Source organism: Clostridium sp. K13 (genome assembly GCF_019734195.1).
In the GTDB taxonomy this organism is placed as follows: Bacteria; Bacillota; Clostridia; order Clostridiales; family Clostridiaceae; genus Clostridium.
The window spans coordinates 1-25,338 of the sequence record NZ_JAASHM010000039.1 but is presented as its reverse complement, the minus strand read 5'-3'; the positions used below and the strand labels follow the sequence as shown (position 1 = coordinate 25,338).

General features: G+C 28.9%; 21 protein-coding genes and 3 pseudogenes. 21 read left to right on the top strand and 3 right to left on the bottom strand.

The window, feature by feature from the left end; all coding sequences use genetic code 11:
* Positions 1 to 2 precede the first annotated feature (2 nt).
* The 21 genes and pseudogenes from uvrC (at position 3) to HCG76_RS15910 (ending at position 24,071) form a co-directional block, all read left to right on the top strand.
* Complete coding sequence (uvrC, locus tag HCG76_RS16005; protein WP_221701283.1) at positions 3 to 1,868, top strand: excinuclease ABC subunit UvrC; 1,866 nt, start codon at positions 3 to 5, stop codon at positions 1,866 to 1,868.
* A gap of 78 nt (positions 1,869 to 1,946) precedes the next feature.
* On the top strand, positions 1,947 to 2,861 hold the full coding sequence (murB, locus tag HCG76_RS16000; RefSeq protein WP_221701282.1) for a UDP-N-acetylmuramate dehydrogenase: 915 nt from the start codon (positions 1,947 to 1,949) through the stop codon (positions 2,859 to 2,861).
* A gap of 180 nt (positions 2,862 to 3,041) precedes the next feature.
* Positions 3,042 to 3,761 (top strand): serine/threonine protein kinase, encoded by a 720-nt coding sequence (locus HCG76_RS15995; protein WP_221701281.1) that lies wholly within the window; start codon positions 3,042 to 3,044, stop codon positions 3,759 to 3,761.
* 14 nt (positions 3,762 to 3,775) lie between these two features.
* The gene (locus HCG76_RS15990) at positions 3,776 to 4,348 is read left to right on the top strand and encodes a hypothetical protein (protein ID WP_221701280.1); all 573 of its coding nucleotides are present in this window, start codon (positions 3,776 to 3,778) and stop codon (positions 4,346 to 4,348) included.
* A 114-nt stretch (positions 4,349 to 4,462) separates the two neighbouring features.
* Entirely contained in the window at positions 4,463 to 4,843 is a 381-nt protein-coding gene (locus tag HCG76_RS15985) for a hypothetical protein (RefSeq protein ID WP_221701279.1), read from the top strand.
* Between the two features lie 246 nt (positions 4,844 to 5,089).
* Positions 5,090 to 5,974 carry an RNase adapter RapZ gene (rapZ, locus tag HCG76_RS15980; protein WP_221701278.1) on the top strand — a complete coding sequence of 295 codons (885 nt, stop codon included), beginning with the start codon at positions 5,090 to 5,092 and terminating at the stop codon, positions 5,972 to 5,974.
* Positions 5,971 to 7,296, top strand: a complete 1,326-nt coding sequence (locus HCG76_RS15975; RefSeq protein ID WP_221701277.1) for a gluconeogenesis factor YvcK family protein — start codon at positions 5,971 to 5,973, stop codon at positions 7,294 to 7,296. The genes rapZ and HCG76_RS15975 overlap by 4 nt, the downstream gene beginning before the upstream one ends.
* 123 nt (positions 7,297 to 7,419) lie before the next feature.
* Entirely contained in the window at positions 7,420 to 8,370 is a 951-nt protein-coding gene (gene whiA / locus HCG76_RS15970; protein ID WP_221701276.1) for a DNA-binding protein WhiA, read from the top strand.
* A gap of 126 nt (positions 8,371 to 8,496) precedes the next feature.
* Positions 8,497 to 9,645 (top strand): annotated as a pseudogene (gene dnaE, locus HCG76_RS19205) (DNA polymerase III subunit alpha); the annotation flags it as partial.
* Entirely contained in the window at positions 9,622 to 11,058 is a 1,437-nt protein-coding gene (locus tag HCG76_RS19200) for an LAGLIDADG family homing endonuclease (protein ID WP_311776406.1), read from the top strand. The pseudogene dnaE (HCG76_RS19205) and the gene HCG76_RS19200, both read left to right, overlap by 24 nt.
* A 366-nt stretch (positions 11,059 to 11,424) precedes the next feature.
* Positions 11,425 to 12,510, top strand: a pseudogene (gene dnaE / locus HCG76_RS15960) (DNA polymerase III subunit alpha); the annotation flags it as partial.
* Positions 12,511 to 12,561: 51 nt separating this feature from the next.
* Positions 12,562 to 12,957 carry a hypothetical protein gene (locus HCG76_RS15955; protein ID WP_221701274.1) on the top strand — a complete coding sequence of 132 codons (396 nt, stop codon included), beginning with the start codon at positions 12,562 to 12,564 and terminating at the stop codon, positions 12,955 to 12,957.
* A gap of 27 nt (positions 12,958 to 12,984) precedes the next feature.
* Positions 12,985 to 13,431 (top strand): hypothetical protein, encoded by a 447-nt coding sequence (locus tag HCG76_RS15950; RefSeq protein ID WP_221701273.1) that lies wholly within the window; start codon positions 12,985 to 12,987, stop codon positions 13,429 to 13,431.
* 298 nt (positions 13,432 to 13,729) lie between these two features.
* Positions 13,730 to 14,959, top strand: a pseudogene (locus tag HCG76_RS15945) (helix-hairpin-helix domain-containing protein); the annotation flags it as partial.
* Positions 14,960 to 15,451: 492 nt separating this feature from the next.
* Positions 15,452 to 16,411, top strand: coding sequence for a 6-phosphofructokinase (gene pfkA / locus HCG76_RS15940; RefSeq protein WP_221701272.1), 960 nt, complete (start codon positions 15,452 to 15,454; stop codon positions 16,409 to 16,411).
* Between the two features lie 68 nt (positions 16,412 to 16,479).
* Positions 16,480 to 17,892: a pyruvate kinase gene (pyk, locus tag HCG76_RS15935; protein WP_221701271.1), complete on the top strand. Its 1,413-nt coding sequence runs from the start codon at positions 16,480 to 16,482 to the stop codon at positions 17,890 to 17,892.
* Positions 17,893 to 18,385: 493 nt separating this feature from the next.
* Positions 18,386 to 19,756 (top strand): 23S rRNA (uracil(1939)-C(5))-methyltransferase RlmD, encoded by a 1,371-nt coding sequence (gene rlmD / locus HCG76_RS15930; RefSeq protein ID WP_221701270.1) that lies wholly within the window; start codon positions 18,386 to 18,388, stop codon positions 19,754 to 19,756.
* 93 nt (positions 19,757 to 19,849) lie between these two features.
* Positions 19,850 to 21,061, top strand: coding sequence for an NAD(P)/FAD-dependent oxidoreductase (locus tag HCG76_RS15925; RefSeq protein ID WP_221701269.1), 1,212 nt, complete (start codon positions 19,850 to 19,852; stop codon positions 21,059 to 21,061).
* A gap of 200 nt (positions 21,062 to 21,261) precedes the next feature.
* Complete coding sequence (locus HCG76_RS15920) at positions 21,262 to 21,828, top strand: TetR/AcrR family transcriptional regulator C-terminal domain-containing protein (RefSeq protein WP_221701268.1); 567 nt, start codon at positions 21,262 to 21,264, stop codon at positions 21,826 to 21,828.
* Between the two features lie 243 nt (positions 21,829 to 22,071).
* A complete protein-coding gene (locus HCG76_RS15915; protein WP_221701267.1) occupies positions 22,072 to 22,653 on the top strand; it encodes a manganese efflux pump MntP in 582 nt (193 codons plus the stop codon).
* A 17-nt stretch (positions 22,654 to 22,670) separates the two neighbouring features.
* Positions 22,671 to 24,071 carry a radical SAM protein gene (locus HCG76_RS15910; protein ID WP_221701266.1) on the top strand — a complete coding sequence of 467 codons (1,401 nt, stop codon included), beginning with the start codon at positions 22,671 to 22,673 and terminating at the stop codon, positions 24,069 to 24,071.
* A gap of 60 nt (positions 24,072 to 24,131) precedes the next feature.
* On the opposite strand, the gene HCG76_RS15905 is transcribed toward HCG76_RS15910, so the two are convergent.
* From HCG76_RS15905 to HCG76_RS15895, 3 genes are all read right to left on the bottom strand, one after another.
* Positions 24,132 to 24,794 (bottom strand): IS3 family transposase, encoded by a 663-nt coding sequence (locus tag HCG76_RS15905; protein ID WP_311776405.1) that lies wholly within the window; start codon positions 24,792 to 24,794, stop codon positions 24,132 to 24,134.
* The gene (locus HCG76_RS15900) at positions 24,791 to 24,982 is read right to left on the bottom strand and encodes a hypothetical protein (RefSeq protein ID WP_221701805.1); all 192 of its coding nucleotides are present in this window, start codon (positions 24,980 to 24,982) and stop codon (positions 24,791 to 24,793) included. Before HCG76_RS15900 ends, HCG76_RS15905 begins: the two co-directional genes overlap by 4 nt.
* A gap of 17 nt (positions 24,983 to 24,999) precedes the next feature.
* Positions 25,000 to 25,338, bottom strand: a 339-nt coding sequence (locus HCG76_RS15895) for a helix-turn-helix domain-containing protein (RefSeq protein WP_221701804.1), incomplete at its 5' end; no start/stop codon positions are given.

Here is a 25,338-nt window from a genome sequence, read left to right as displayed (position 1 = left end):
ACATGTTTGATTTTGAGTATCATATAAAAAATTTACCTGATAAACCAGGTGTATATTTGATGAAAAATTCATTAGGTGAAGTTATTTATGTTGGAAAAGCAAAGATTTTAAAGAATAGAGTAAAAAGCTATTTTCAAAATTCAAAAAATCATTCAGAAAAAGTAATAGTAATGGTAAAGAATATTGCTGAATTTGAGTATATAGTTACAGATTCAGAAATGGAAGCACTTATTTTAGAATGTAATTTAATAAAAAAATATAGTCCTAAATATAATATCTTGTTAAAGGATGACAAGTTTTATCCTTTTATAAAAATAACTATTAAGGATGATTTTCCAAGAGTATTTGTAACTAGAAATTTTGCTAAAGATGGTAGTAAATATTTTGGTCCATATACTAATGGAACAGCTGTATATGAAACAATAAATTTAATATATAAGATATTTCCATTAAGAACATGCAAGTTAGCAATAAAGGAAAACGGAGATAAGGTAAGACCTTGTTTAAATTATCATATTAAAAAATGCTTTGGACCCTGTGGCGGTCATATAAGCAAAGAAGAATATGGGAAAATGATAACGGATATAATTGATATTTTAAGTGGAAAAGAAACATATGTTACCAAAATGCTTAAAGCAGAAATGGAGAATGCAGCAGAGAATTTAGAGTTTGAAAAAGCAGCATCACTAAGAGATAAAATATTATCAATAGAAGCTATAGTTGAAAAGCAAAAGATATTTAAGACTATGGAAGGTGATGAAGACTTTATTAATATTGATCAAGATGAGAAAGATAGCTGTATTCAAGTATTTTTCTCTAGAGATGGTAAGATAATTGGCAGAGAGCATTTTATATTTGAAAATACAGCAAATGAAAGCATAGCAGAAATTTTAGAAGAATTTATAGCATCATTTTATGGAGGAACAGCGAAAGTTCCTAAAACAATATATGTTCCTGAAGTTAATGAAGTAGAGTTAATGGAAGAATATTTAACGATTAAAAGAGGCTCTAAGGTATGGCTTAAAGTACCACAAAAGGGTCAGAAAAAAGAAATGCTAGAAATGGTTAAAAATAATGCTAAAATTACTTTAGAAAAATTCAAGGATAAATATCTAAAGGATAAAGAAATAAACAGAATATCATTACAAGAACTTCAAGAATTATTAGAACTTGATGAGTGGCCTTCTAGAATAGAGGCATATGATATATCTAACATACAAGGTGTAGACTCTGTTGGAACAATGATTGTATTTGAAGAAGGAAGAGCAAAAAATAGCGATTATAGAAGATTTAAAATAAAAACTGTAAAAGGTGCAAATGATTATGATAGTATGAGAGAAATACTAACTAGAAGATTTAATCATGGACTTGAAGAAGTAAAGGCTATTCAAGAAAGAAATTTAAAGCTATCTGCAGGAAAGTTTTCTAATTTTCCAGACTTGATAATGATGGATGGTGGTAAAGGACAAGTAAATATAGCACTAGAAGTATTAGAGAGTCTGAACATAAATATACCAGTATGTGGGCTAGTTAAGGATGATAAACACCAAACTAGGGGTATAGTATATAATAATAAGGAGTTAATAATTAATAGAAGCTCAAATTTAATGCAATTAATAAGAAGAATACAAGATGAAGTTCATAGATTTGCAATAACATATCATAGAAGCTTAAGGGATAAGAGAACATTGCATTCAATTTTAGACGATATACCTAACGTTGGAGAAAAACGAAGAAGAGCATTATTAATGAAGTTTGGTAGTGTAGATAATATTAAAAAAGCCACAATAGATGAGTTATTAGAAGTACCATGTATAGATAAAAAATCGGCAAAAAGTATTTATATTTACTTTAATGGCAATAATTAAGAGGAAATTACTTGTTTAATGTTATAATATACTTTATACTATTAAACTGTAAATATTTTATATTTTAAGGAGCTTATCATGAATAAATACGGTAAATTTGTAGGGCTATTTAGAGAATTTTACAATGAAGATAATATTAAGATAGATGAGAAGTTAAGTAGTTATGTCAATTTTAGAGTTGGAGGACCAGCAGATATTCTGTTAATTCCTGAATCAAAGGAACAAATAAAAAAGAGTATTTGCATTTGTAAGGAAAATAATATTCCGATCTATGTTATTGGTAATGGTTCTAACATATTAGTTAGAGATGGTGGATTCAGAGGTGTTGTTATATCACTAAAAGGCGTACACAATGTAACTGTAAATGATGAGAGAATTGAAGCAGAATGTGGTGCAATGTTAAAGGAAGTTTCTGATAAAGCAATGGAAAATTCATTAACTGGATTTGAATTTGCATGTGGAATACCAGGAACTATTGGTGGAGCAGTATTTATGAATGCTGGAGCTTACGATGGGGAAATTGCACATGTTATTGAAAGTGCTGAAGTACTAGATGAAAATTGCAATGTCTTAAAGCTTACAAATGATGAATTAGATTTCGGATATAGATCTTCTTTAGTTATGAAAAAGGGATATACAGTTTTATCAGCTGTGTTTAAACTACAAAAGGGTAAAGTAAAAACTATAAAAGATTTAGTTAATGACTTAACTCATAAAAGAGAATCTAAGCAACCACTTGAATATCCGTCAGCAGGAAGTACATTTAAAAGACCAACAGGTTATTTTGCTGGTAAACTTATTCAAGATGCTGGTTTAAAAGGATACTCTATAGGCGGAGCTGCTGTTTCTGAAAAGCATTCAGGATTTGTAATTAATAAAGGAAATGCTACAGCAAAAGATATTACTGATTTAATAAAATATATTCAAGATGAAGTTAAAGAGCAATTCGGAGTTGATCTTCATACTGAAGTAAGAATAATAGGTGAAGAATAAGAAGTTACCATTTTGGTAGCTTCTTTTTTTGCTTAAAATATAGAAACATAATAAAAAAATGTAACATACCTTCTTATAGTTTCATAGGATGTATTAAGGGGAATTAAGGATATTCTATCAAGCGAATGAGGAGGATTTATATGAATTATTATATAAATAAGTCATATAATATAAAAAAATATGGATAAGTATTTTAAGAAGGGTGAAAAATTAGAAGGATATACTATTACTAAGTTGATAGGACAAGGTAGGTATGGAATTGCGTATTTAGCGACTAATGATAAAGGTGAAAAGTGCGTAATAAAGCAACTAAAGAAAAAAATGCTTAAAGAAACTAGAGAAAAACTTTTTTATGAAGAAAGTATATTAAATAGATTAGATGATCCGAAGTTTCCTAAATTTATATCTAAATTTAAAGATAAATACAGAGAAGGATATATATTAGAATATGTTGAAGGAAAGGTTTTTGAGGATCTATTAGTTAAGGACAAAAAGGTTTTTTCAAAAGGTGAAATTTATGAAGTGGCATCTAAGCTTTTAGATTTAGTAGAGGTATTGCATAACAAAAATATAGTTCATAGGGATGTTAGATTGCCTAATGTAATAATAAGAGAAAATAAAGAGTTAGCTTTGATTGATTTTGGACTAGCTAGATATATAAATAATGAGAAATATATAAAACAAGAAGATTATTGGTATATAGGTGACTTTTTAATTCATCTGTATTACTCTTCATATAAATCAGATTCAAAGGAAGAAAGGCCATGGTATGAAGAATTGAATCTAAATGAAGAGGAAAAAGTTTTCCTAAAGAAATTAATGGGTATAGATAAGGAGTATGAAAATATAGAACAAGTTAGACAACAACTTGAAAAGGTTAAAAGCACAAATGAGGATTAAAATGGGGTGATATTATGATTAGATTGATTGATTCATCTAAAATATATCCTGAAAGTTTTAGAGTGAATTTATATACTATAGACCCATTCAGAGTTATAGGATTGATAGATCTTAACATTGAATATGATGATGGATTAGAAAGAGTGACATTGCCATTCTTTAGATCATCAGGGACAAATAGTGGGAAGATTAGAGGTTTATGGTACCCTATAGTTGGAATAAAAATATATGATGGTGATTTTACAGAGTTTACTGATTATATAAATTTTGTATTAACTAATACAACAAGAGAGGGAATTGCAATGGAAGGATGGTTGGCTAAATCAGTATTCTTTTCTAGAAAGTCAGATAATAAAGATATGATAAGAGGATTTTCTAATGGACAACATCATAACTCTTTATTAAATATAGGAAAACAATTAAGAGACCTATATCAATCAGGAAATTATAAAAAAATGCATTCTTTAGATTCGGAAACATTAAATAAAATAGTAACTGAAAATAAAGTATATTATGGTAATAAGCATACTCAAAGAGAAAATTTTGAAAAATTCGTAAAAGAAATATATGAAGAAAGAAGAATATAAAAAAAGTTTTAGTATTAAAAATGTAACACAACAAAAGAATTAATCATAATATATATTAAGTATAATAATAAATGATTTATATATTATACAGAAAAATATAGAGAGGTGTTTTATATGAATTACTATAGAAATAGATCATGTAGAGGGCATAGATATTATGGATATAGTCAATCAAGAAGTAACTCAGCTTCAAATAGCAGATCAAGTTATAGTGGAAGCCAATCACAAAGTAATTCAAATAGCAGATCAAGTTATAGCAGAAGTCAATCACAAAGTAACTCAAATAGGAGCTCTATGAGTAATTCAATGAGTAATTTAACTAGCAGAATAAGTAGTTGGATAAGCAATTGGACAAGTAGAAAATCAAGTGAGTCATATTCAAATAGTGATTCAAGTGATAGCTCATATAGTAGTTCTTATAGCCATGATTCAAATAGTAGTTCTTACAGTAGTTCTTACAGTAATAGCTCTAATAGTGGCTCATATAGCAGATAATAGAATCAATTTAAATAAAGATATTATAAAAATAAAGAAGTATGTCATTACTTCTTTATTTTTATATAAATATGGTTTTGAAGTTTTATAATGTAATAGTTAAATTTTTGATATATATGATATAATTGAATAAGTTACTTTAAGGTGAAATTCCAAATTAAAAATTTGACAATTTAACTATCACATTCGATCTAAATTTAGAATGTGTTTATTACATAAAAAAAAGAAATTTTTTGGAGGTATTACATGAGATTTATTATAGTTACAGGGTTATCAGGAGCGGGTAAATCAGAAGCAACTAAGAGCTTAGAAGATATGGGGTATTTTTGTGTAGATAATCTTCCACCAACATTAATAACAAAGTTTGCGGAAGCCTGTAGACAAAGTGATGGAAAGATAGATAAAGTTGCATTAGTTATAGATATAAGAGGTGGAGTATTCTTTAATGATTTATTTGAAAGTTTAAGAGATTTAGAAAAAGAGCAGTTTAAGTATGAAATATTATTCTTAGATGCAACTGATGAGGTTCTTGTAAAAAGATTTAAAGAAAAAAGAAGAAGCCATCCATTATCAGGGGGTGGTAGAGTTATAACAGGAATTGAATTAGAAAGAAATAAATTAAGAGAAGTTAAAGATAAGGCAGATATTATAATAGATACTTCAAAATATAAAATAGGCGATTTAAGAGAAGAAATGACTAAATATTTTGGTGATGAAACACTACCAGAAAAACAATTATCAATTACTGTGTTAAGCTTTGGATTTAAATATGGTATACCAGTTGATTCTGATTTGGTGTTTGATGTTAGATTTATACCTAATCCATTCTATATACCAGAATTAAAGCCGTTTTCAGGTTTAGATACACCAGTTAAGGATTATGTATTAGAGCAAGGTGAAACTAAGAATTTCTTAGAAAAATTAAATGATATGTTAGAATTCTTAATTCCAAACTATAAAAAAGAGGGAAAAAGACAACTTATTATTTCAATAGGATGTACTGGTGGAAGACACAGATCAGTTGCTATAGCAAATGAGATTTATGAGAATTTATATGAGAAAAATTATAATGTGTATATTGAGCATAGAGATATTAAAGAAGATGTTCATAAAGGGGATAAAAAGCTATGATAATGGATTTTTTGATGAAGCCGGGAATAAAAATGAAAAGATGGATATTCCTTGGCTTTGTAGGGGTAGTGGTACTTGTACTAGGTGTTGTTGAAATTTTTTCGAATAAAGATTATAACACAACTATAAAACTTTTATATTTATTCTTAAGTTTAATTGGAGTTGTAATGATGTATATTGCATTTTCAGAATTTGTTAAATCATTTATTGCATTAATAAACTCTGAAAAAGTTAAAATAACAATAAACGATAAGAATATAGAAGAACTTGTAGATGAAAAGAGAGTTCATGTAGGTGGGCCTAAGGTAGTAGTTATTGGTGGTGGAACAGGACTTTCTACAATGCTGAGAGGGTTAAAGCTATATACAAGTAACATAACAGCAATAGTAACTGTAGGTGATGATGGTGGAGGATCTGGAAAGCTTAGAGCTGACCTTGGGATGTTACCACCAGGGGATATACGTAACTGTATTCTAGCATTAGCAGACACAGAACCTATTATGGAGGATTTACTTCAATATAGATTCCAAGAAGGATCATTAAAAGGTCAGAATTTTGGTAATTTATTTTTAGCTGCCATGGCAGGAATAAGCGAAAACTTTGAAGATGCTGTTCAAAAAATGAGTTCAGTACTTGCAGTAACAGGTAAAGTATTACCAGTTACACTTGATGATATGAAGCTTATAGCAGAGCTTGAAAATGGAAGTATAGTAGAGGGTGAATCTATAATTCCAGATGAAGTTATAAAGCAAAAAAGTAAGATAAAAAATTTAAAAATAGATCCTGAAAGAGCTAAACCCTTAATGGATGCACTTATAGCTATTAAAGAAGCAGATGCAATTGTTATGGGACCAGGAAGTCTTTATACTAGCATAATACCAAATCTTTTAGTTGAGGATATAGTTGATTCAATTAATAAAAGTGATGCAATCAAGATATATATATCAAATGTAATGACTCAACCAGGAGAAACAGATGATTTTAATGTATCTGATCATATAAAGACATTAATGAAATATAGCGGAAAGAATAGCATTCAATACGTTATTGCAAATAATGGAGTGATTCCTCAAGAAATAGAGGAAAGATATTTAAGTCAAGGATCTAAATTGGTAAAATTAGACTATGAAAACATAGAAGATTTAAATGTAAAAGTAGTTGAGACTGATTTAGTTAAAATTACTAAGGGATACGTAAAGCATGATGCTGAACATTTAGCACAAGTTTTAATGACAACTATTTTAGATAAAAAATTACTTTATGATAAAAAGAAAATTATTGAGTACATGTATTTATCTAAAAAGATTGCAAACAAGAAATAAGTATATTAAGCTGTATCAAAATTTTGATACAGCTTTTTTATTTCCATTATTATATTATGACACATACGGCACAGTTTATGATATAATAATTTATATATTTATAGTTAGTTAGGAGAATAATTTATGTCGTTTTCAGCGAAAGTAAAAGGAGAAATATGTAGATATACTGATATATCTAAGGCGGAAGCATTAGCAGAGCTTTCGGCAATAATGAAAGGTAGTGGAACAATAGGATTTAGTGGGAAAGGTCTTAGCTTTAGAATTACAACAGAAAATCCAGCTTCAGCAAGACATATATTCACTATACTAAAGGAACACTTTAATATACATTCTAAATTAATGGTTAAAAAGAGTAACTCTTTAAAGAAAAACAATATATATATGGTTTTAATTGAAGAAGACATGGGGGTTAGGGACTTACTTCAAGAAACAGGTATTTTTAGAGAAATAGATGGAGTACTAACTATTGACTATAAAATAGATCCTGAGATGGTAAAGACTGAAGAATACAAGAAAGCCTATATAAGAGGGGCTTTTATTGGTGGGGGAAGTGTAACTAATCCTGAAAAGACATATCATTTAGAATTTGTAACTCATAGTGAAGAATATGCAATTGATTTATCTAAGCTTATTAATTCTTTTGGATTAAACTCAAAAGTTATTCAAAGAAAAAATAGCTTTATAATATATATAAAAGAAGGAGAACAAATAGTTGATCTTTTAAATATTGTTGGAGCTCATACTTCATTACTTGAACTTGAAAATATAAGAATAATGAAGGAAATGAGAAATAACGTAAATAGGCTTGTTAACTGTGAAACTGCCAACTTAAGTAAAACAGTAAATGCTGCAGTGAGGCAAGTTGAAAGTATAAAGCTTATACAAAATAGTATAGGGCTTCAAAGATTACCAAAGAATCTTAAAGAAGTTGCAGAGCTTAGATTAAGTTATCCAGATGAATCCCTTAAGGAATTAGGAGAAATGCTAGATCCACCAGTAGGTAAATCTGGAATAAATCATAGATTAAGAAAAATAGAAAAAATAGCTGAAGAAATAAGAAGTGGAAACTATTAAAATAGTCAATAATAAAAATATAATGTTAAAAAATAAAGTCTGCTACGGCAGACTTTTAAAGTTATAATTAATATTGTAATAGTATAGTTAATAGTTTAAAATTTCTTATAATAAGGGGGTGTTTCATTGGAAAATAAAAAGTTCTGTCATCTCCACTTACATACAGAGTATAGTTTGCTTGATAGTTCAGCTAAGATTAAAAAAGTTATTAGTCGAGCAAAAGAACTTGGGATGGAAAGCATAGCCATTACTGACCATGGTGTTATGTATGGATGTGTAGCCTTTTATAAAGAGGCAGTAGCACAAGGTATTAAACCTATACTTGGTTGTGAAGTATATGTAGCAAGTAAGTCTATGAATATCAAAATTAATGATAAGGACAATGGTACATATCACTTAGTTTTATTAGTAAAAAATGAAGTTGGTTATGAAAATTTAATGGAAATAGTATCAACAGCATCTATTGATGGATTTTACTATAAACCAAGGGTTGACAATGATTTCCTAAGAAAGCATAGCGAAGGTTTAATTGCTTTAAGTGCTTGTCTTGGTGGAGAAGTACAAAAGAATTTATTAAGAGATGATTATGAAAAGGCAAAAGAAGTTGCCTTAATGTATAAGGATATCTTTAAAGATGGTTTTTATTTAGAAATACAAGACCATGGTATGGAGGAGCAAAGAAAGGTTACAGAAGGTAATATTAAGTTATCTAGAGAGACAGGAATACCTTTAATTGCAACAAATGATGTCCATTATATTAAGCAGGAGGATTATAAGGCACATGATATTCTTATGTGTATTCAAACAGGTAAAACTGTAGAAGATCAAAATAGAAGAAGGTATCCTTCAGACCAATTCTATTTAAAGTCTCCTGAAGAGATGTGGGGTATGTTTTCTTATGTTCCAGAGGCGTTAGAAAATACATTGAAAATTGCAGAGGAATGTAATTTTGATTATGAGTTCCACGTTTCTAAGTTACCTAATTTCCCAGTCCCACAGGAATATAAAACTCACTTTGATTATCTTGAAGAAGTTTGTTTTGAAGGTCTGGTTGAAAGATATGATATATTTGAACAATTTAAAGATAAGTTAATTAATGTTCAAGAGGTAAAGGATTTTGCTGAGTCTAATGAGGAAGCAAAAGAATATGTAGATAGACTTAATTATGAACTTGGTGTAATTAATCAAATGGGATATGTTGATTACTTCTTAATTACTTGGGACTTTATTAAGTATTCAAATGACCATGGTATACCAACTGGTCCTGGAAGAGGATGTTTCTTACCAGGTACAGAGATTCTCTTAAGTAATGGATCAATTAAAAATATTGAAGATATGAAAATTGGAGATGAAGTAATAACAGCCTATGGAAATAAGCAATTAGTTGATAACCTATTAAGATATGATATTAAAGAAAATATAGTTACTATTGAAAGTGCAAATGAAAAGGTTAAGCTGACTAGTGATCATAAGATGTTAGCTATAAAAACTTCAGAATGTATTAAGGACTGGAAGGATAGAAGTAAGCTACCAGTAGTTTGTAGGGAAAGTTGTTCTTTAAACGATAAATGTCAAAATCCAGCATATAAAGATTATAAATTAGAATGGATAGAAGCTAATAAATTAGAAAAGAACGATCTTATAGTTTATCCTAGGGTTAAAGAAGAGATAAAAGATATTAAATATGATTTATTAGATTATTGCAAGAATGAAGAACATCTTAGATATGATGATAACTATATTTGGTATGAAATAGGAAGTAATAAACTACAATCTAAAAAGGTTAATAGATTTATTGAACTAAATACTGATTTATGCAAATTATATGGATATTTTATATCAGAGGGTTGGGCTACAATTATTGAAGATATAAGAGAATATAGATTTGGTTTTGGTTTTAATAAGAAGGAAACTGAATATGTAGAAGATGTGTTAAAGCTAGTTAAGTCTGTATTTGGATTAGAAGGATATGTTAGAGAACATAAGACTAAACAAAGTACATCTGTTGAATATAATTCAAAGATTGTATCGGAGTTTTTAAGAGCTCAATGTAATAAGGGAGCTAATAATAAGAGAATACCTTATGATGTTGTTAACAGTGCTAGTAATGATGATTTAAGAATGCTAGTAGCCAATATGTTTAGAGGTGATGGAAGTCATGCGGATATTCAGTGTGAAAGCTCATCACTTAGAATTAAATATACTACAACATCAATTGAGTTAACTAGACAGCTTAGAATGATACTTGCAAGATTAGGTTATTGGTCTACTTTTAAGACTAGAGTCAAAGAAGAAGAGCAAATGCATGATGAATATTCAGTTTGTATATCAGGTAAACAGCTTTTAAAATGGAATGATGATTTTGAAAATTATAAAATTCCAATTAAAGAGCAAAAGTTTTATAGAAATGATAGCTTCTATATGGATGATGATTATTTCTATATAAAAATTAAAAATAAAACTGAAGAAGAATACACTGGAAAGGTATATGATTTATCTGTTCCAGGGGATACCTCATATGTAGCAAACTCAATGGCAGTTCATAATAGTGCTGCAGGTTCAATTGTTGCATATACATTAGGAATAACAAAAATTAATCCGATAAAGTATAGCTTGCTTTTTGAAAGATTCTTGAATCCAGAAAGAGTAAGTATGCCAGATTATGAAAGATATAGTCGTGTATATTAGAAATAATGTACTTAAAGAGCCTCGAATTGCTTGAAAGCCCTTAGAGCTATTAGTGCTACAACGTAAAAATGAAATAAGTTTAAGCGTGAATGCTAAAAAACTAATAGATTGGGTAATGAGCAGCGAAGTCCTTAATAGGGAAACGTTCAACGACTAGTCCAAAGGGACGTAGTTATCTTTAAATGAAATTCCAAATTTTAACTTGGTAAATTGAATTTACTCAGCGACTGAAAGGAGTCGAGTTTCATTATAAAGGGTAGCGAAGTGGGGCAGCCCAAACCGTATAGAGGTCGGTGGGTGAAGATATAGTCTATACCCACTACATAAAGTAGTGTTTAAGTATCTCGAAAGAGAGGGTAGTAATAGATAGATTCTGATTTTTGTTATGAAAGAAGACAGGAAGTAATAGATTATGTTGTTGAAAAATATGGAGTTAAAAATGTATCACAGATAATTACCTTTGGTACAATGGCCGCTAGATTATGTTTAAGAGACGTAGGAAGGGCTATGAACTATTCCTATGCAGAAGTAGATAGAATAGCTAAAATGATTCCTACAATGCTTGGAATAACCATAGAAAAGGCTTTAGATTTAAATCCAGAGCTTAAAGCAGCATATGACAATGAAGATAGAGTAAGGACATTGGTAGATGTTAGTAAGACTCTAGAAGGGTTACCAAGGCATTCATCAACACATGCTGCTGGTGTAGTTATAGCATCAAAGCCATTAGTTGAATATGTACCACTTCAGAAGAATGAAGATATGATAGTAACCCAATTTGATATGACAACTTTAGAAGAGCTTGGACTTTTAAAGATGGATTTCCTTGGTTTAAGAACTTTAACAGTTATGAGTGATGCTGTTAAGATGATTAAAGAAAATCGAGGGGTAGACATTGATTTAGATAAAATAGATTTTGACGATAAAAATGTTTATAACATGATTGGTGAAGGAAAAACAGCTGGTGTATTCCAATTAGAATCTCCAGGTATGACATCATTCATGAAAGAACTTAAGCCAGACTGCCTGGAAGATATTATCGCCGGAATCTCATTATATCGACCAGGACCAATGTCTGAAATTCCAAGATATATAGAAGGAAAAAGAAATAAAGACAGTGTGCGTTATGAGACACCAGAGCTTGAAGCTATACTGGATGTCACATATGGAGTAATGGTTTATCAAGAACAAGTTATGGAAATAGTTAGAAAGCTTGCAGGATATTCCTTAGGAAGAAGTGATATGGTTAGAAGAGCCATGTCAAAGAAAAAGCACAGTGTCATGGAACAAGAAAGAAAAAACTTTATATATGGAATAGTAGATGAAAATGGTAATGTAGAAGTGCCAGGTTGTCTGAGAAATGGTATAAGCGAAAAAGCAGCAAATGAAATTTTCGATCAGATGATGGACTTTGCTTCGTATGCATTCGTAAAAAATTCCAATGAATATTATGTATAAAATTACTATAATTTAGAAACCATACTTAATGAGGTGAATGTAAGTTTGGGTAAAAGTTATAGAGACTTAAATAGTTACGACAAATATAGGATAGTTGATTATTATTATAAAAATAAAGATATTAGTATGGATAATATTGCAATAAATTTAAATATATCTGATAGAGCAGTGAGAAGAGTTCTAAAAGAAGAAGGAATAAATACAAGGTTAAAAAACAGATATATTTTAGATGAAAATTATTTTGATTGTATAGATACAGAATCTAAAGCGTATATATTAGGATTTATATATGCAGATGGGTTTGTTGGTGATGAGAAGTTTAACAATATAGTAATTGCAGTTAATGATTTAGAAATTTTAGAATTTATAGCAAAAGAGTTTAAGTTTACAGGAAATATAAGAAAAACTAAGAAGGGCGGATTCGAAAATTCAAAATGTTGATATTCATTAAATTTTTCATCTAAGATAATGGCATCAAGATTAAGAGAAATAGGTTTATATCCTAACAAATCATTAACAATAGATACATTACCACAAATAGATAAGAAGCTAGTTAGGCATTTTATAAGAGGGTATTTTGATGGAGATGGAAGTATAGTATTATCACATAACACTAGTTATTATAAGGCAATAGATGGAGTAATAAAATATATTTATCCAACATATTGTTTTATGATATTAGGAACAAAAGGCTTTTTAGAAGAAATTATTAAAGAGGCAGAATTTAATTATGCTAAAATACATAATACTAAATCCGAAAAAATAAAGTGTATAAAAATAAATGCTAAAAAAGAATTTAATAATATATTTAAATATTTATATGATAATTCAACTATAAAATTACAAAGAAAATATAATAAGTGGAATGAAATAAAGAGTGCCTTTGCAGTAGGAGCTGTAAAGCAAATAGGGTGAATTGCGGGAAAGACCTTAGAGCCTTAAATACTAACTTAGTCTAGTAATAGAATTAGGGGCTTAGAGTAATTATCTAAGAGGTAGTAAAAATTTTAAGGATTGGTTAATCCGCAGCCAAGTTTCCTAGAAATAGGTTAAAGGTTCAGAGACTAGATAAAGTAACCTAAGTAATAAATTATAAGGTAAAATATCCACGAGTGCCCTATATCCTAAATGTATTTAGGATAATGATATAGTCCGATCTTTATAGAGATATAAAGTGTAAAACATAAAAGTTTTTCAATTAACAAAATATGTCAATAAGAGTCATGCCGCGGCCTATGCAGTAATAGGCTATCAGACAGCATACTTAATGCATTACTATCCAGTAGAAACCATAGCAGCAATGGTTAACTCTGTTATGGGAATAAGTGAAAAAGTAGCACATTATATAAAATTTGCAGAAAGTTTAGGTATACAAGTGCTACCACCAGATATAAATGAAAGCTATTCAAAATTTACAGTTAAAGATAACAGTATAAGATTTGGTATGGCGGCAATAAAAAACGTCGGAGTAAATGTTGTTGATGGAATTGTAGAAGCAAGAAAAAATAAAGGGAAATTCGAGTCATTAGTTGATTTTATTAATAAAATCGACTTATCCACAATAAATAAAAGAGCTGTAGAAAGTTTAATAAAAGCAGGAGCTTTTGACGAATTTAAGGTATTTAGATCAAAATTATTAGCTGTTTATGAAAAATTGATGGATAGTATAGCAAATGATAAGAAAAGAAATATAGATGGGCAAATTAGCCTTTTTGGTTTAGCAGAAGAAAGTATAAAAGCGCCGGAAGTAAGATATCCTGATATAAAAGAGTTTGCAAAAAATAATTTATTATCAATGGAAAAAGAAATGACTGGGCTTTATATATCAGGTCATCCTTTAGATGAATATGAAAAAAGCATAAAAATGATGACGTCAACTACAGTTGAATCAATTTTTAAATCCTATGAATCTATAATGGATGGATTAGAAGATGATGAGCATTTAATTCAAGATAATCAAAGAGTTATACTTGGGGGAATATTGACAGAAGTAAATCAAAAAGTAACTAGAAATAACTCAATAATGGCCTTCTTAAAGTTAGAAGACTTAACAGGAGTTATAGAAGTTGTAGTATTCCCTAAAACTTTAGATAAAGTAAGAAACTTAATTAATTTAGACTCAATGGTTGTTATTAATGGTAGAGTAAGCATAAAGGAAGATGAAGAACCTAAGCTTATTTGTGAAAGTATAGAGGCACTAGAAAAAGTAAATAGTGATAAGCTTTATATAAGAGTTGATAATTTAGCTAAAGCAAAAGAAATGAAACCGAAGTTAATAAGTATTGTAGAAGAATACAAAGGAGATTCTGCACTTTATGTATTTACTTCAAATGATAGAAAAAATTATAGAATGCCACGAGATATGTGGGTAGATTTAAATACTGATGTTGTCCTTGAACTAAAAAAAGTTTTTGGAGATGAAAATGTAAAAGTAGTTGAATAAAATTTAAAAAAATATCTTCACAAAAAAAGTTTGTGAAGATATTTTTTATTATTTTTTTAATTTTTGTAAGAATTCACAAAATTTAAATAGAAAGAATATTTTCTAAAATGAATTTTTTGAAAAAATAAAAAAAATTCAATAAAAACAGTGTTAATTAAATAACAATAATTAAAAAAAACATTTAAATTTGAGGAATTGTTACATAAAATATAGTAAAATAGGATATGTATAAAACTACAAAGAAATAAAATTGTAATCATTAATATGTATATAATTTCGATAAATTTAGGGCAAAATAGACACATGGAGTTGTAAATAAACGATATTTTTAGACATAAGTACATTTATTTTAGTTGCATTAAGAACAGTTTACAAGTAAAATAAAAAAGGTGGTAAAAAGTTTAACAATAAACAAAATAGTAATAATGATAACAAATATTTCAAAATGAGTGGACATGCAGAGTCCTTAGTAGTATCGAGGAGGAATATTTTATGAAGAAAATAGCTGTTTTAACAAGTGGTGGAGATGCTCCAGGAATGAACGCTGCAATAAGAGCAGTAGTAAGAACTGCAATACATAATGGTATTGAAGTTATGGGAGTACAAAGAGGATATGCTGGATTAATTAATGGTGAATTATTCCCAATGAATAGATCATCAGTTTCAGATATAATTCAAAGAGGCGGTACAATTTTAAGAACTGCTAGATGTGTAGAATTTAAACAAGAAGAAGTAAGAAAAGAAGCTGCACAAATTCTTGCAGATAACGGTGTAGATGCTTTAGTAGTTATCGGTGGAGATGGATCTTTCACTGGTGCTAAATTATTATCTAAGTTAGGGGTAAAAACAATAGGTTTACCAGGAACTATCGATAATGATTTAACTTACACTGATTATACAATAGGATTTGATACAGCATTAAATACTGTAGTAGATGCTATAGATAAAATTAGAGATACTTCAACTTCTCACGAAAGAGTATCTATCGTAGAAGTTATGGGTAGAAACTGTGGAGATATCGCTCTTCACACTGGTATAGCTTGTGGAGCTGAATATATAATCGCACCAGAAAAAGGTTATGATAAAGACGAATTATGCAAAGTTATCTTAGAAGGTAAGAAAGCTGGAAAAATGCATAACTTAGTATTACTAGCTGAAGGTGTTGGTGGAGCTTCAGAATTAGCTAAATATGTAGAAGCTCAAACAGGAATCGAAACAAGAGCAACAGTTTTAGGACATATCCAAAGAGGTGGAGCTCCAAGTGCTTTCGATAGAGTATTAGCTTCAAGAATGGGTTCAAAAGCAATTGAACTATTAATGGAAGGTAAAACATCAAGAGTTGTAGGTATTAAAGATAATGAAATCTTTGACCAAGATATAGATGAAGCTTTAGCTTTAGAAAGAACATTTGATGAAAAATTATACGAAATTTCAGAAGCAATTTCTAAATAATTTTAATAATTTTTGCTAATAATTTATTTTAAATACATTAAATTTTGAGATTAGAAGGAGAGTTTTAAATGAGAAAAACTAAAATCATTTGCACTATCGGTCCAGCTAGTGAAAACCCAGAAATATTATCACAAATAATTGAAGCAGGAATGAATGTTTCAAGACATAACTTCTCTCACGGAGATCATGAAGAACATGCAGGAAGAATCAACTTAGTTAAAGAGTTAGCTAAGAAGTACAACAAAGAAATCGCTGTTATGTTAGATACAAAAGGACCAGAAATAAGAACTGGTAAATTTGATCCAAAGAAAGTTGAATTACAAGCAGGAGCTAAATTCACTGTACATGCAGGTGGAGATGTTATAGGTAATACAGAAGAGTGTTCAGTAACTTATGCTGGATTAGCTAATGATGTTAAGCCAGGAGATACTATCCTTATAGATGATGGTTTAGTAGGATTAACTGTTGAAACAATCGATGGAAACCAAATCCACTGTACAGTTCAAAACACAGGATTTGTTGCTACTCACAAAGGAGTTAACGTTCCAGGAGTTTCAATAAAATTACCAGCTTTAACTGAAAAAGATATAGCTGACTTAAAGTTCGGTTGTGAAATCGGAGTAAACGCTGTTGCTGCTTCATTCATAAGAAAAGCTTCAGACGTTGAAACTATCAGACAAATATTAAACGAAAATGGTGGAGAACACATCCAAATAATCTCTAAAATCGAAAACCAAGAAGGTGTTGACAATATAGATTCTATATTAGCAGTTTCTGACGGTTTAATGGTTGCTAGAGGAGATCTAGGAGTTGAAATTCCATTCGAAAAATTACCAGCTGTTCAAAAGATGATGATCGAAAAATGTAACGCTGCTGGAAAGCCAGTTGTAACTGCAACTCAAATGTTAGACTCAATGATGAGAAACCCAAGACCAACAAGAGCTGAAGTTTCTGACGTTGCTAACGCTATATTAGATGGAACAGATGCAATCATGTTATCTGGAGAATCAGCTAACGGAGATTGGCCAGTACAATCAGTTCAAACAATGGCTAAAATAGCTGTTGAAGCTGAAACTAAATTAAACTACGAAACAGCTGTATCAAGAGCTAAGTCTCATACTCCAGCTATTTCAGGAGTTATTTCAAGAGCTGCTTGCAACGCTGCTAACGAATTAGATGCTGCTGCAATAGTTTCTTCAACTAAGAGTGGAGCAACTGCAAGAAGAATTTCTCAATGCAGACCAGAATGCCCAATCGTTGCTGTAACTCCATGTGAAAAAGTTGCTAAGAGCTTAGCATTCTGCTTCGGAGTATACCCAGTAGTTGCTGAAGACCAAAATTCAACAGATGCTATGATGGCTAACGCTACTAAATTAGCTGTTGAAAATGGATTTGCTAAATCTGGAGACACAGTTGTAATAGCTGCTGGATTAGATAAAGTTGGTTCAACAAACCTTTTAAAAGTAAGCGTAGTTGAATAGTTAACAATAAATAAGAAGTGTAAATATACACTTCTTATTTTTTTCATTTTTTTGAGAAAGTTATTTTAGTTAATGTAATAGATTATTTGTTTTTATGAATTAAAATAATAATAAAAACCATATTAAATAGTAAATAATAATATAAAAATGAATAAATTTATTCAATGAAAAGAAATATATCTTTAAAAACTGCAATAAATAATATCAAAAATAGGCGTTTTCATAAAAAGTTAACAAAAAGTTAACAATTAACATTGCAAATTTGGGTTATAATTGATAATATCAGATTAAGTTCGAAAGAAATTAAGATGGTAACGGCAACTGATTCATTTAACTTGGCACCGAGAGGTGTCTTTTTTTTTATATAAATATATATACAATGTTTATAACAAAAGTAATATGGTATATAATATTAATAATCTTAAAGAAATTTTACGGTATAAATAATTTTATAAGAAAAACAAAAAAAACTAATGATAGATAGGTGATAGTTTTGATAGAAAAAAATAAAGAATATATATTAGATATAGTAGCACAAGGATATGAGGGGGAAGGGATAGCAAAAGTTGAGGGAACTTTCCCTATATTTATAGAAGGAGCATTAAATGGAGAAAAAGTTAATGCTAGAATAGTAAAAGTTAAAAAGAATTTTGCTTACGGAAAACTAGTAGATATAATTGAGCCATCAAAAGAAAGATGCCAAGCAAAGTGTGATATACATAAAAGATGTGGAGGATGTAAATTACAGCACTCTACATATAAGGAGCAATTAAATTTTAAGTTTGAAAGAGTAAAAGATTGTATAAGTAAAATAGGAAAATTAGATGAAAGTATAGTTAAGTTCCCATTAGGTATGGAGGAACCTTGGAGATATAGAAATAAAGTTCAGTTACCTATAGGTATGATAAATGGAGAATTAAAAATAGGATTCTTTGCTCCAAGAAGTCATGAAATAATAGATATGGAAACTTGTTTAATTCAAGATGAAATAGCTGATAAAGTAGTTAGCTTAACAAGACAGTGGATTAAAAATAATAATATTAAGCCATATAATGTTGATGGAAACTATGATGAATCAGGAATACTTAGACATATAATGATTAGACGTGGATTTACAACTAATGAAGTAATGGTTGTAATAGTTACTAATGGGCATAAGTTACCTAATAAAGACGAATTTATAAAGTTAATGGTTGATAATATACCAGGAATAAAAAGTATAGTACAAAATATTAATTCTAAGGCTACTAATGTAATATTAGGTCAAGAATGTATAACACTATGGGGAGAGCCTACTATAAGTGATTATATAGGTAATTTTAGATTTAATATATCACCATTATCATTCTTCCAAGTTAATCCTGCACAAACAGAAGTTTTATATGGTAAGGCTTTAGAATATGCTAAATTAACTGGAGATGAAACTGTATTTGATGCATATTGTGGTACAGGAACAATAACATTATTCTTATCACAAAAAGCTAAAAAGGTTTATGGAGTAGAAATAATACCACAAGCTATTGAAAATGCAAATATAAATGCTAAGGAAAATAACGTTGAAAATGTTGAATTCTTTGTTGGAGAATCAGAAGTTGTTATACCAGATTTAATAAACAAAGGTGTAAAAGCAGATGTAGTAGTTGTAGACCCACCAAGAAAAGGCTGTGATGTTAAGCTATTAAATGCTATAACTAACATAGATGCTGAAAGAATAGTATATGTAAGCTGTGATCCAAGTACATTAGCAAGAGATTTAGCTATATTAGAGGAAAATGGATATAAAACAATAGAAGTACAGCCAGTAGATATGTTCCCACACACAAGTCATATTGAGAACGTAGCTTTACTTGTCAAGGCGAGATAACGACGAAAGTAGAAAAAAATAAAAATTATGAGAATGCACATAATAAATATTATTATGTGTATTTTTTATACGTAAAATTTATAGGAGGCAAATATGGCAGTTCAATTTGTTCAAGGAAATCCGCTTTTTATCAATATAAACAAAATAAAAAAACAATACAATTATCTAACAGAAGATGTAGAAACAGATGTTATTATAGTTGGAGGAGGAGTTACAGGAAGTATACTAGGATACTATTTTTCAAAGGAAGGAATAGATACAGTAATACTTGAAAAATCAAGAATAGCTCATGGAAGTACTTCAATAACAACATCATTACTTCAATATGAATTAGATAGCAATTTAATGGCATTAACAGAAAATGTATCGTTAGATCATGCTATTAATTCATATAAATTAGGAGTAAAGGCATTAGATGAAATAGAAAAGTTTATTAAAGAATATGGCAACAAGTGTGATTATATAAAGAGAGATACATTGCTATATACAGCTAAAAAACTAGAAATAGAAGAATTATATCAAGAGTATAAACTTAGAAAAGAAAATGGATTTAATGTTAAATTTATTAATGAAGATGACAATCCATTTAGTTTTGACTTAAAAGCAGGTGTATATGGTATTGAAGGCGGAGCTGAATTAGATCCATTTAAGTATACTCATCATCTTTTAGAAGTAGCTTGTAATAATGGATTAAGAGTATATGAAAATACTCCAGTAATAGATGTAAAGTATAATAAGGATTATGTTGAGGCTATAACCAGCTATAATCATAAAGTAAGGGGAAAAATATTAGTGTTAGCAACTGGTTTTAATACAAAATTATTTACAGATAGAAATTTTGGAGTAAAAACTTATACATATAATATAGTAACTAAGCCATTAAAGAATATAGAGGGATGGTTTAATAATGTATTAATTAGAGATAATGAAGATACTTATAATTATTTTAGAACAACTCCAGATAATAGAATAATAGCAGGTGGGGAAGATACACCTTTTACAGATAACTTTAATCCTAAAATCGCAATGGAGAAATATGATATTTTAGAACAAAGAGTAAAGAATATGTTTAATAAAATAGATTATATAGAGATTGAATATAAATACTGTGGTACCTTTGATTCTACAAAGGATAATTTAGGGTTTATAGGGAAAGATCCGAAAAATGATAAGTTATGGTATGGATTAGGATACGGAGCTAATGGAATATTATTTGCTATTTTAGGTGGAATGATGTTACCAAAGCTATATAGAGGTGAAGTTAGTGATTATCTAAAATATTTTAATATATGTAGATTTGATTAAAATTTATAAAGTCTAATTAAAAATACTTATTAATAAAAAGTAATAATGTTCGCAAAAAACTTATATTATAAAATAAGTAGTTTTAAAAATTCCAATTGATCTTTAGACTTTGTTTGTTAGTTTATTAACATATATGGTATAATTTTCATTAGAAATATGTTAAATTAATGTTTTGAATATAAAGCAATTGTAGGTGGATTATGAATAATAAAAAGGAAGATGTGCATACAGCGTTACAAGATAGTTTTAAAAATTTAATATTGAAGCATAGCTTTGATAAAATAACCATTAAAATGATAACTGATGGCGCAGGGCTTATTAGGCCAACCTTTTATAATCATTACGCTGATAAATATGAAGTATTAGAAGAAATTTGCTATGATGATATATTTAAGGGTAGTGAAATGCTTATAGAAAATAAAATGCCATACGAAGCAATATATTATATGTTTTCAAGAATAGAAAATAATAAAGAATTTTATATTCAAGCAGCAAAGGTAGAAGGGCAAAATTCCTTTGAAGAAATAATAAATAATAACTTAATTAAAATTTTTAAAGAGCTATTTGAGAAATACGGAACTAAGAGTAGAGGCAAAGATAAGTTTTCAGCTAAGGATATAGCAGAGTATTATTCTAGAGGATTAACATTCATAATACTAAGATGGATAGAAGAAGGCGTAAATATATCTGCAAAAACATTATCTAATAAATATAAATTATTAGTAACTAATTCATTAGACGATATAATACATGATTTAATTAATTAAAGATATAAATGATAATATAAACACAATGTATATTAAAATAGATTAATACACATTGTGTTTTTTATTACTATAAGTCCACATTTTTAATTGATTGTAAGGAATAAAAATACAAATAAAAGTGTTTGTAAAAAGACGACTACAAAGTTGTCTTTTTGTTTATTTATATAGACATTAAGATAAAATTATAGATTCATTTAATTTCCTAAATTTACTAAAATAGATTTGTAAGGGGGAGTTGGATGAATGAACTTATGGGAAGTAATTATAGTATCCTTTGGGTTAGCTTTAGATTCCTTTACAATAGCAGTGTGTAAGGGATCTACACAAGGAAAATTAAAAAGATCAACAGTTACAATAGTAGGATTAATATTTGGAGCTATACAAACAATAATGCTTGCCGCTGGGATGATAGTTGCAATATATCCTATGTTAAATATACAAAATGAAAAAATAATATCAATGAATCAATGGTTTTCAGCAATTATATTGATTTATCTAGGAATAAAATTTTTTAAAAATGCATTCAAGGCAAATAGCCTTAATGAAAGAAGAGAAGAGTTTTTTGGATATAAAGGAAGTATGGGTTTAGCATTAGCTACTAGTTTAGATGCTTTTATTTTAGGAATAGGATTTGGATTATTAAGAACAGAAATTATAAGCAATATATTAATTTTATTTATAGTAACAAGTCTTTTGGTTTCCTTAGGATTATGGGTTGGTTATTGCATGGGAAATAAATATAAAAGACAGATAGATATCTGTGGGGGAATTATTCTTTTAGTTATTGGTATAAAGGTTATTTGTAATTATTTTAATATTATGTGAAGGGGAGAGGTATTTAAATGTTAAGTCCAAAGTATAAAATTCAACAATTTGCTTTAAAACAAGTTTTAGGATATTTAAAAAAGGATCCAGAAAAGAATTTACCCAAGATTATAAGTTGGGTAAGAAAATTTGATACAGAAAAAATATATGTAAACCAATATGATATGATAGATGAATATTTAAAAGATCCAGAAAATAATTGGACTAAGTTAATGTGTAATTTAATAAATAATGTTCATCCTAATATTGTACAAACTGTATTTACAAACTTTTTATTAAATGCATCAATTAGGGGATGGGCTGAAATACAAAGAAATAAAGATAAGTATGGTCATGAAATACCATTTACAATACTTGTAGATCCAACTACAGCATGTAATAAACATTGTGTAGGATGTTGGGCAGCTGATTATAACAAGGCATTAAATTTAAGTTATGAACAGTTAGATAAGTTATATACAGAGGGGAAAGAATTAGGAATTTACTTTTATATAATGACTGGTGGAGAGCCATTAGTTAGAAAAAATGACATATTAAAATTAGCTAAAAAGCATAATGATTGTGTATTTATGTTTTTTACAAATGGTACATTAATAGATCAAAAATTCTGTGATGATTTAATAGCTGTAGGAAATTTAGTACCAACAATTAGTGTTGAAGGTTTTGATGATGCAACTGATGGTAGAAGGGGAGAAGGATCTTGGAAAGATATTATGAGAGCAATGGATCTTATGAAGGCAAATAGAATTCCATTTGGATTCTCAACTTGCTTTACTACTGCAAATTGCGATAGTGTTTTATCTGAAGAATTTATAGATTTAATGATAGATAAGGGAGCTTATTTCTCTTGGTACTTTACATTTATGCCAATAGGATGCAAGACAGATACATCATTAATGGCAAATCCAGACCAAAGGGAAAAATTATATAGAACTATTAGAGCTTGGCGTAGTACAAAAGCTATATTCAACATGGATTTCTGGCATGATGCTGAATATGTTGGCGGATGTGTAGCAGGGGGAAGAAGATACTGTCATATTAATGCAAATGGAGATGTAGAACCATGTGTATTCTGCCATTATTCAAATGCAAATATTAAAGATGTATCATTAATAGAGGCTTTAGGACAACCGTTATTTATGGAATATCAAAAAAATCAACCATTTAACGAAAATCAATTTAGGCCATGTCCTATATTGGATAATGCACCTAAAATTGCAGAAATGGTTAAAAATTCAGGAGCTAAATCCACTGAATTTATAAATCCTGAAGATGTAGATGAATTATGTAAGAAGACAGTTAATTATGGATTAACTTGGGCGAAGAGAGCAGAGCCATTATGGAAGGAAAACCTAGAAAAAAAAGAGCATGATAAAGAAGAGAAGAAAAAGGAAAAAGAAGAAATAATAAAGAATTAATTTAAAAGCAGTGATTAATGAACTGCCCCCCGTCAAGTAGACAGGGTAAATAATAAAAAATTATGATGCTAAGGTATGACTCCTATATTCAAGTGGAGCCATGCCTTTTAGCTTTTTTTGTATTCTTTTTGTATTATAAAATTCTATATATTCATCTATAGCTTTTTCAAGCTGTTCGTAAGTATGAAACTTTTGTAAATAATACATTTCAGATTTTAATATTCCCCAAAAACCTTCCATAGGTCCATTATCAATACATCGCCCAACTCTAGACATACTTTGTTTGGCATTAATAGCATCTAGCTTAAGTTTAAAGCTCTTACTTGTATATTGAAACCCGCGATCACTATGAAATAGTGGCGTTGCCGTCGGATTAGTTATAACAGCTTTATCTAGTGTATCAAAAACTAATTTATTATTATTAGAAGTACCTAATACATAAGAAACGATGCTATTGTCTCCAAGATCTAAAATCGCACTTAGATAAGCTTTTGTTCCGTTAGTTAATTTAAATTCTGTAACATCAGTTAACCATTTTTCATTAATATTTTCAGTTATAAAGTTTCTATTTAATAAATTTTCAGCAGTTATTTGAGGGGTGCTATGAACATATCTCTTTCTCTTCTTACGAATTACAGCAGACATATTCATAGATTTCATTAATCTATAAATACGTTTATGATTGTAATTAGAACCTAGAGTTTTATTTAAATTTAAAGTTATTCTTCTATAGCCATAAATACCTTTTNTTTTACCTCAGAATATATCTTAATAATTTCATTCGAAATTTCTTTATTTTCTTTATCTCTTTGAGTTTCTTTTCTATTTAACCATTTATAATATGAAGATCTACTAATCCTTGCACATTTGCATAATTCAGATATCGAATATCCAGACTGGTTAAGTTCCATAATTGCTATATATTTATCTACCTCCTTTCGATTTCGTCTAACTTTTTTAAGAAATCATTCTCCATTTTTAAACGTCTATTTTCAGATTCTAAAAGTTTTAATTGTGCAGCAATTTTCTCAGATTCGCTTAAGTCTTCAAGTTTTTTACGCTTACCGCGTCTGTCGACTAGTGCTTCATATCCACCTCGATTATATTTATTAATCCAAGTATAAACTTGCTGATAAGAAACCTTATATTTATTTGCAGTTAAATTATAATCGTTAGCGTTAGCAATACAAAATGCAACTATTTCTATTCTTTCTTCATATGTAGTTTTTCTTCCGTTAGTCATAATATGATCTCCTTTGTTATTATG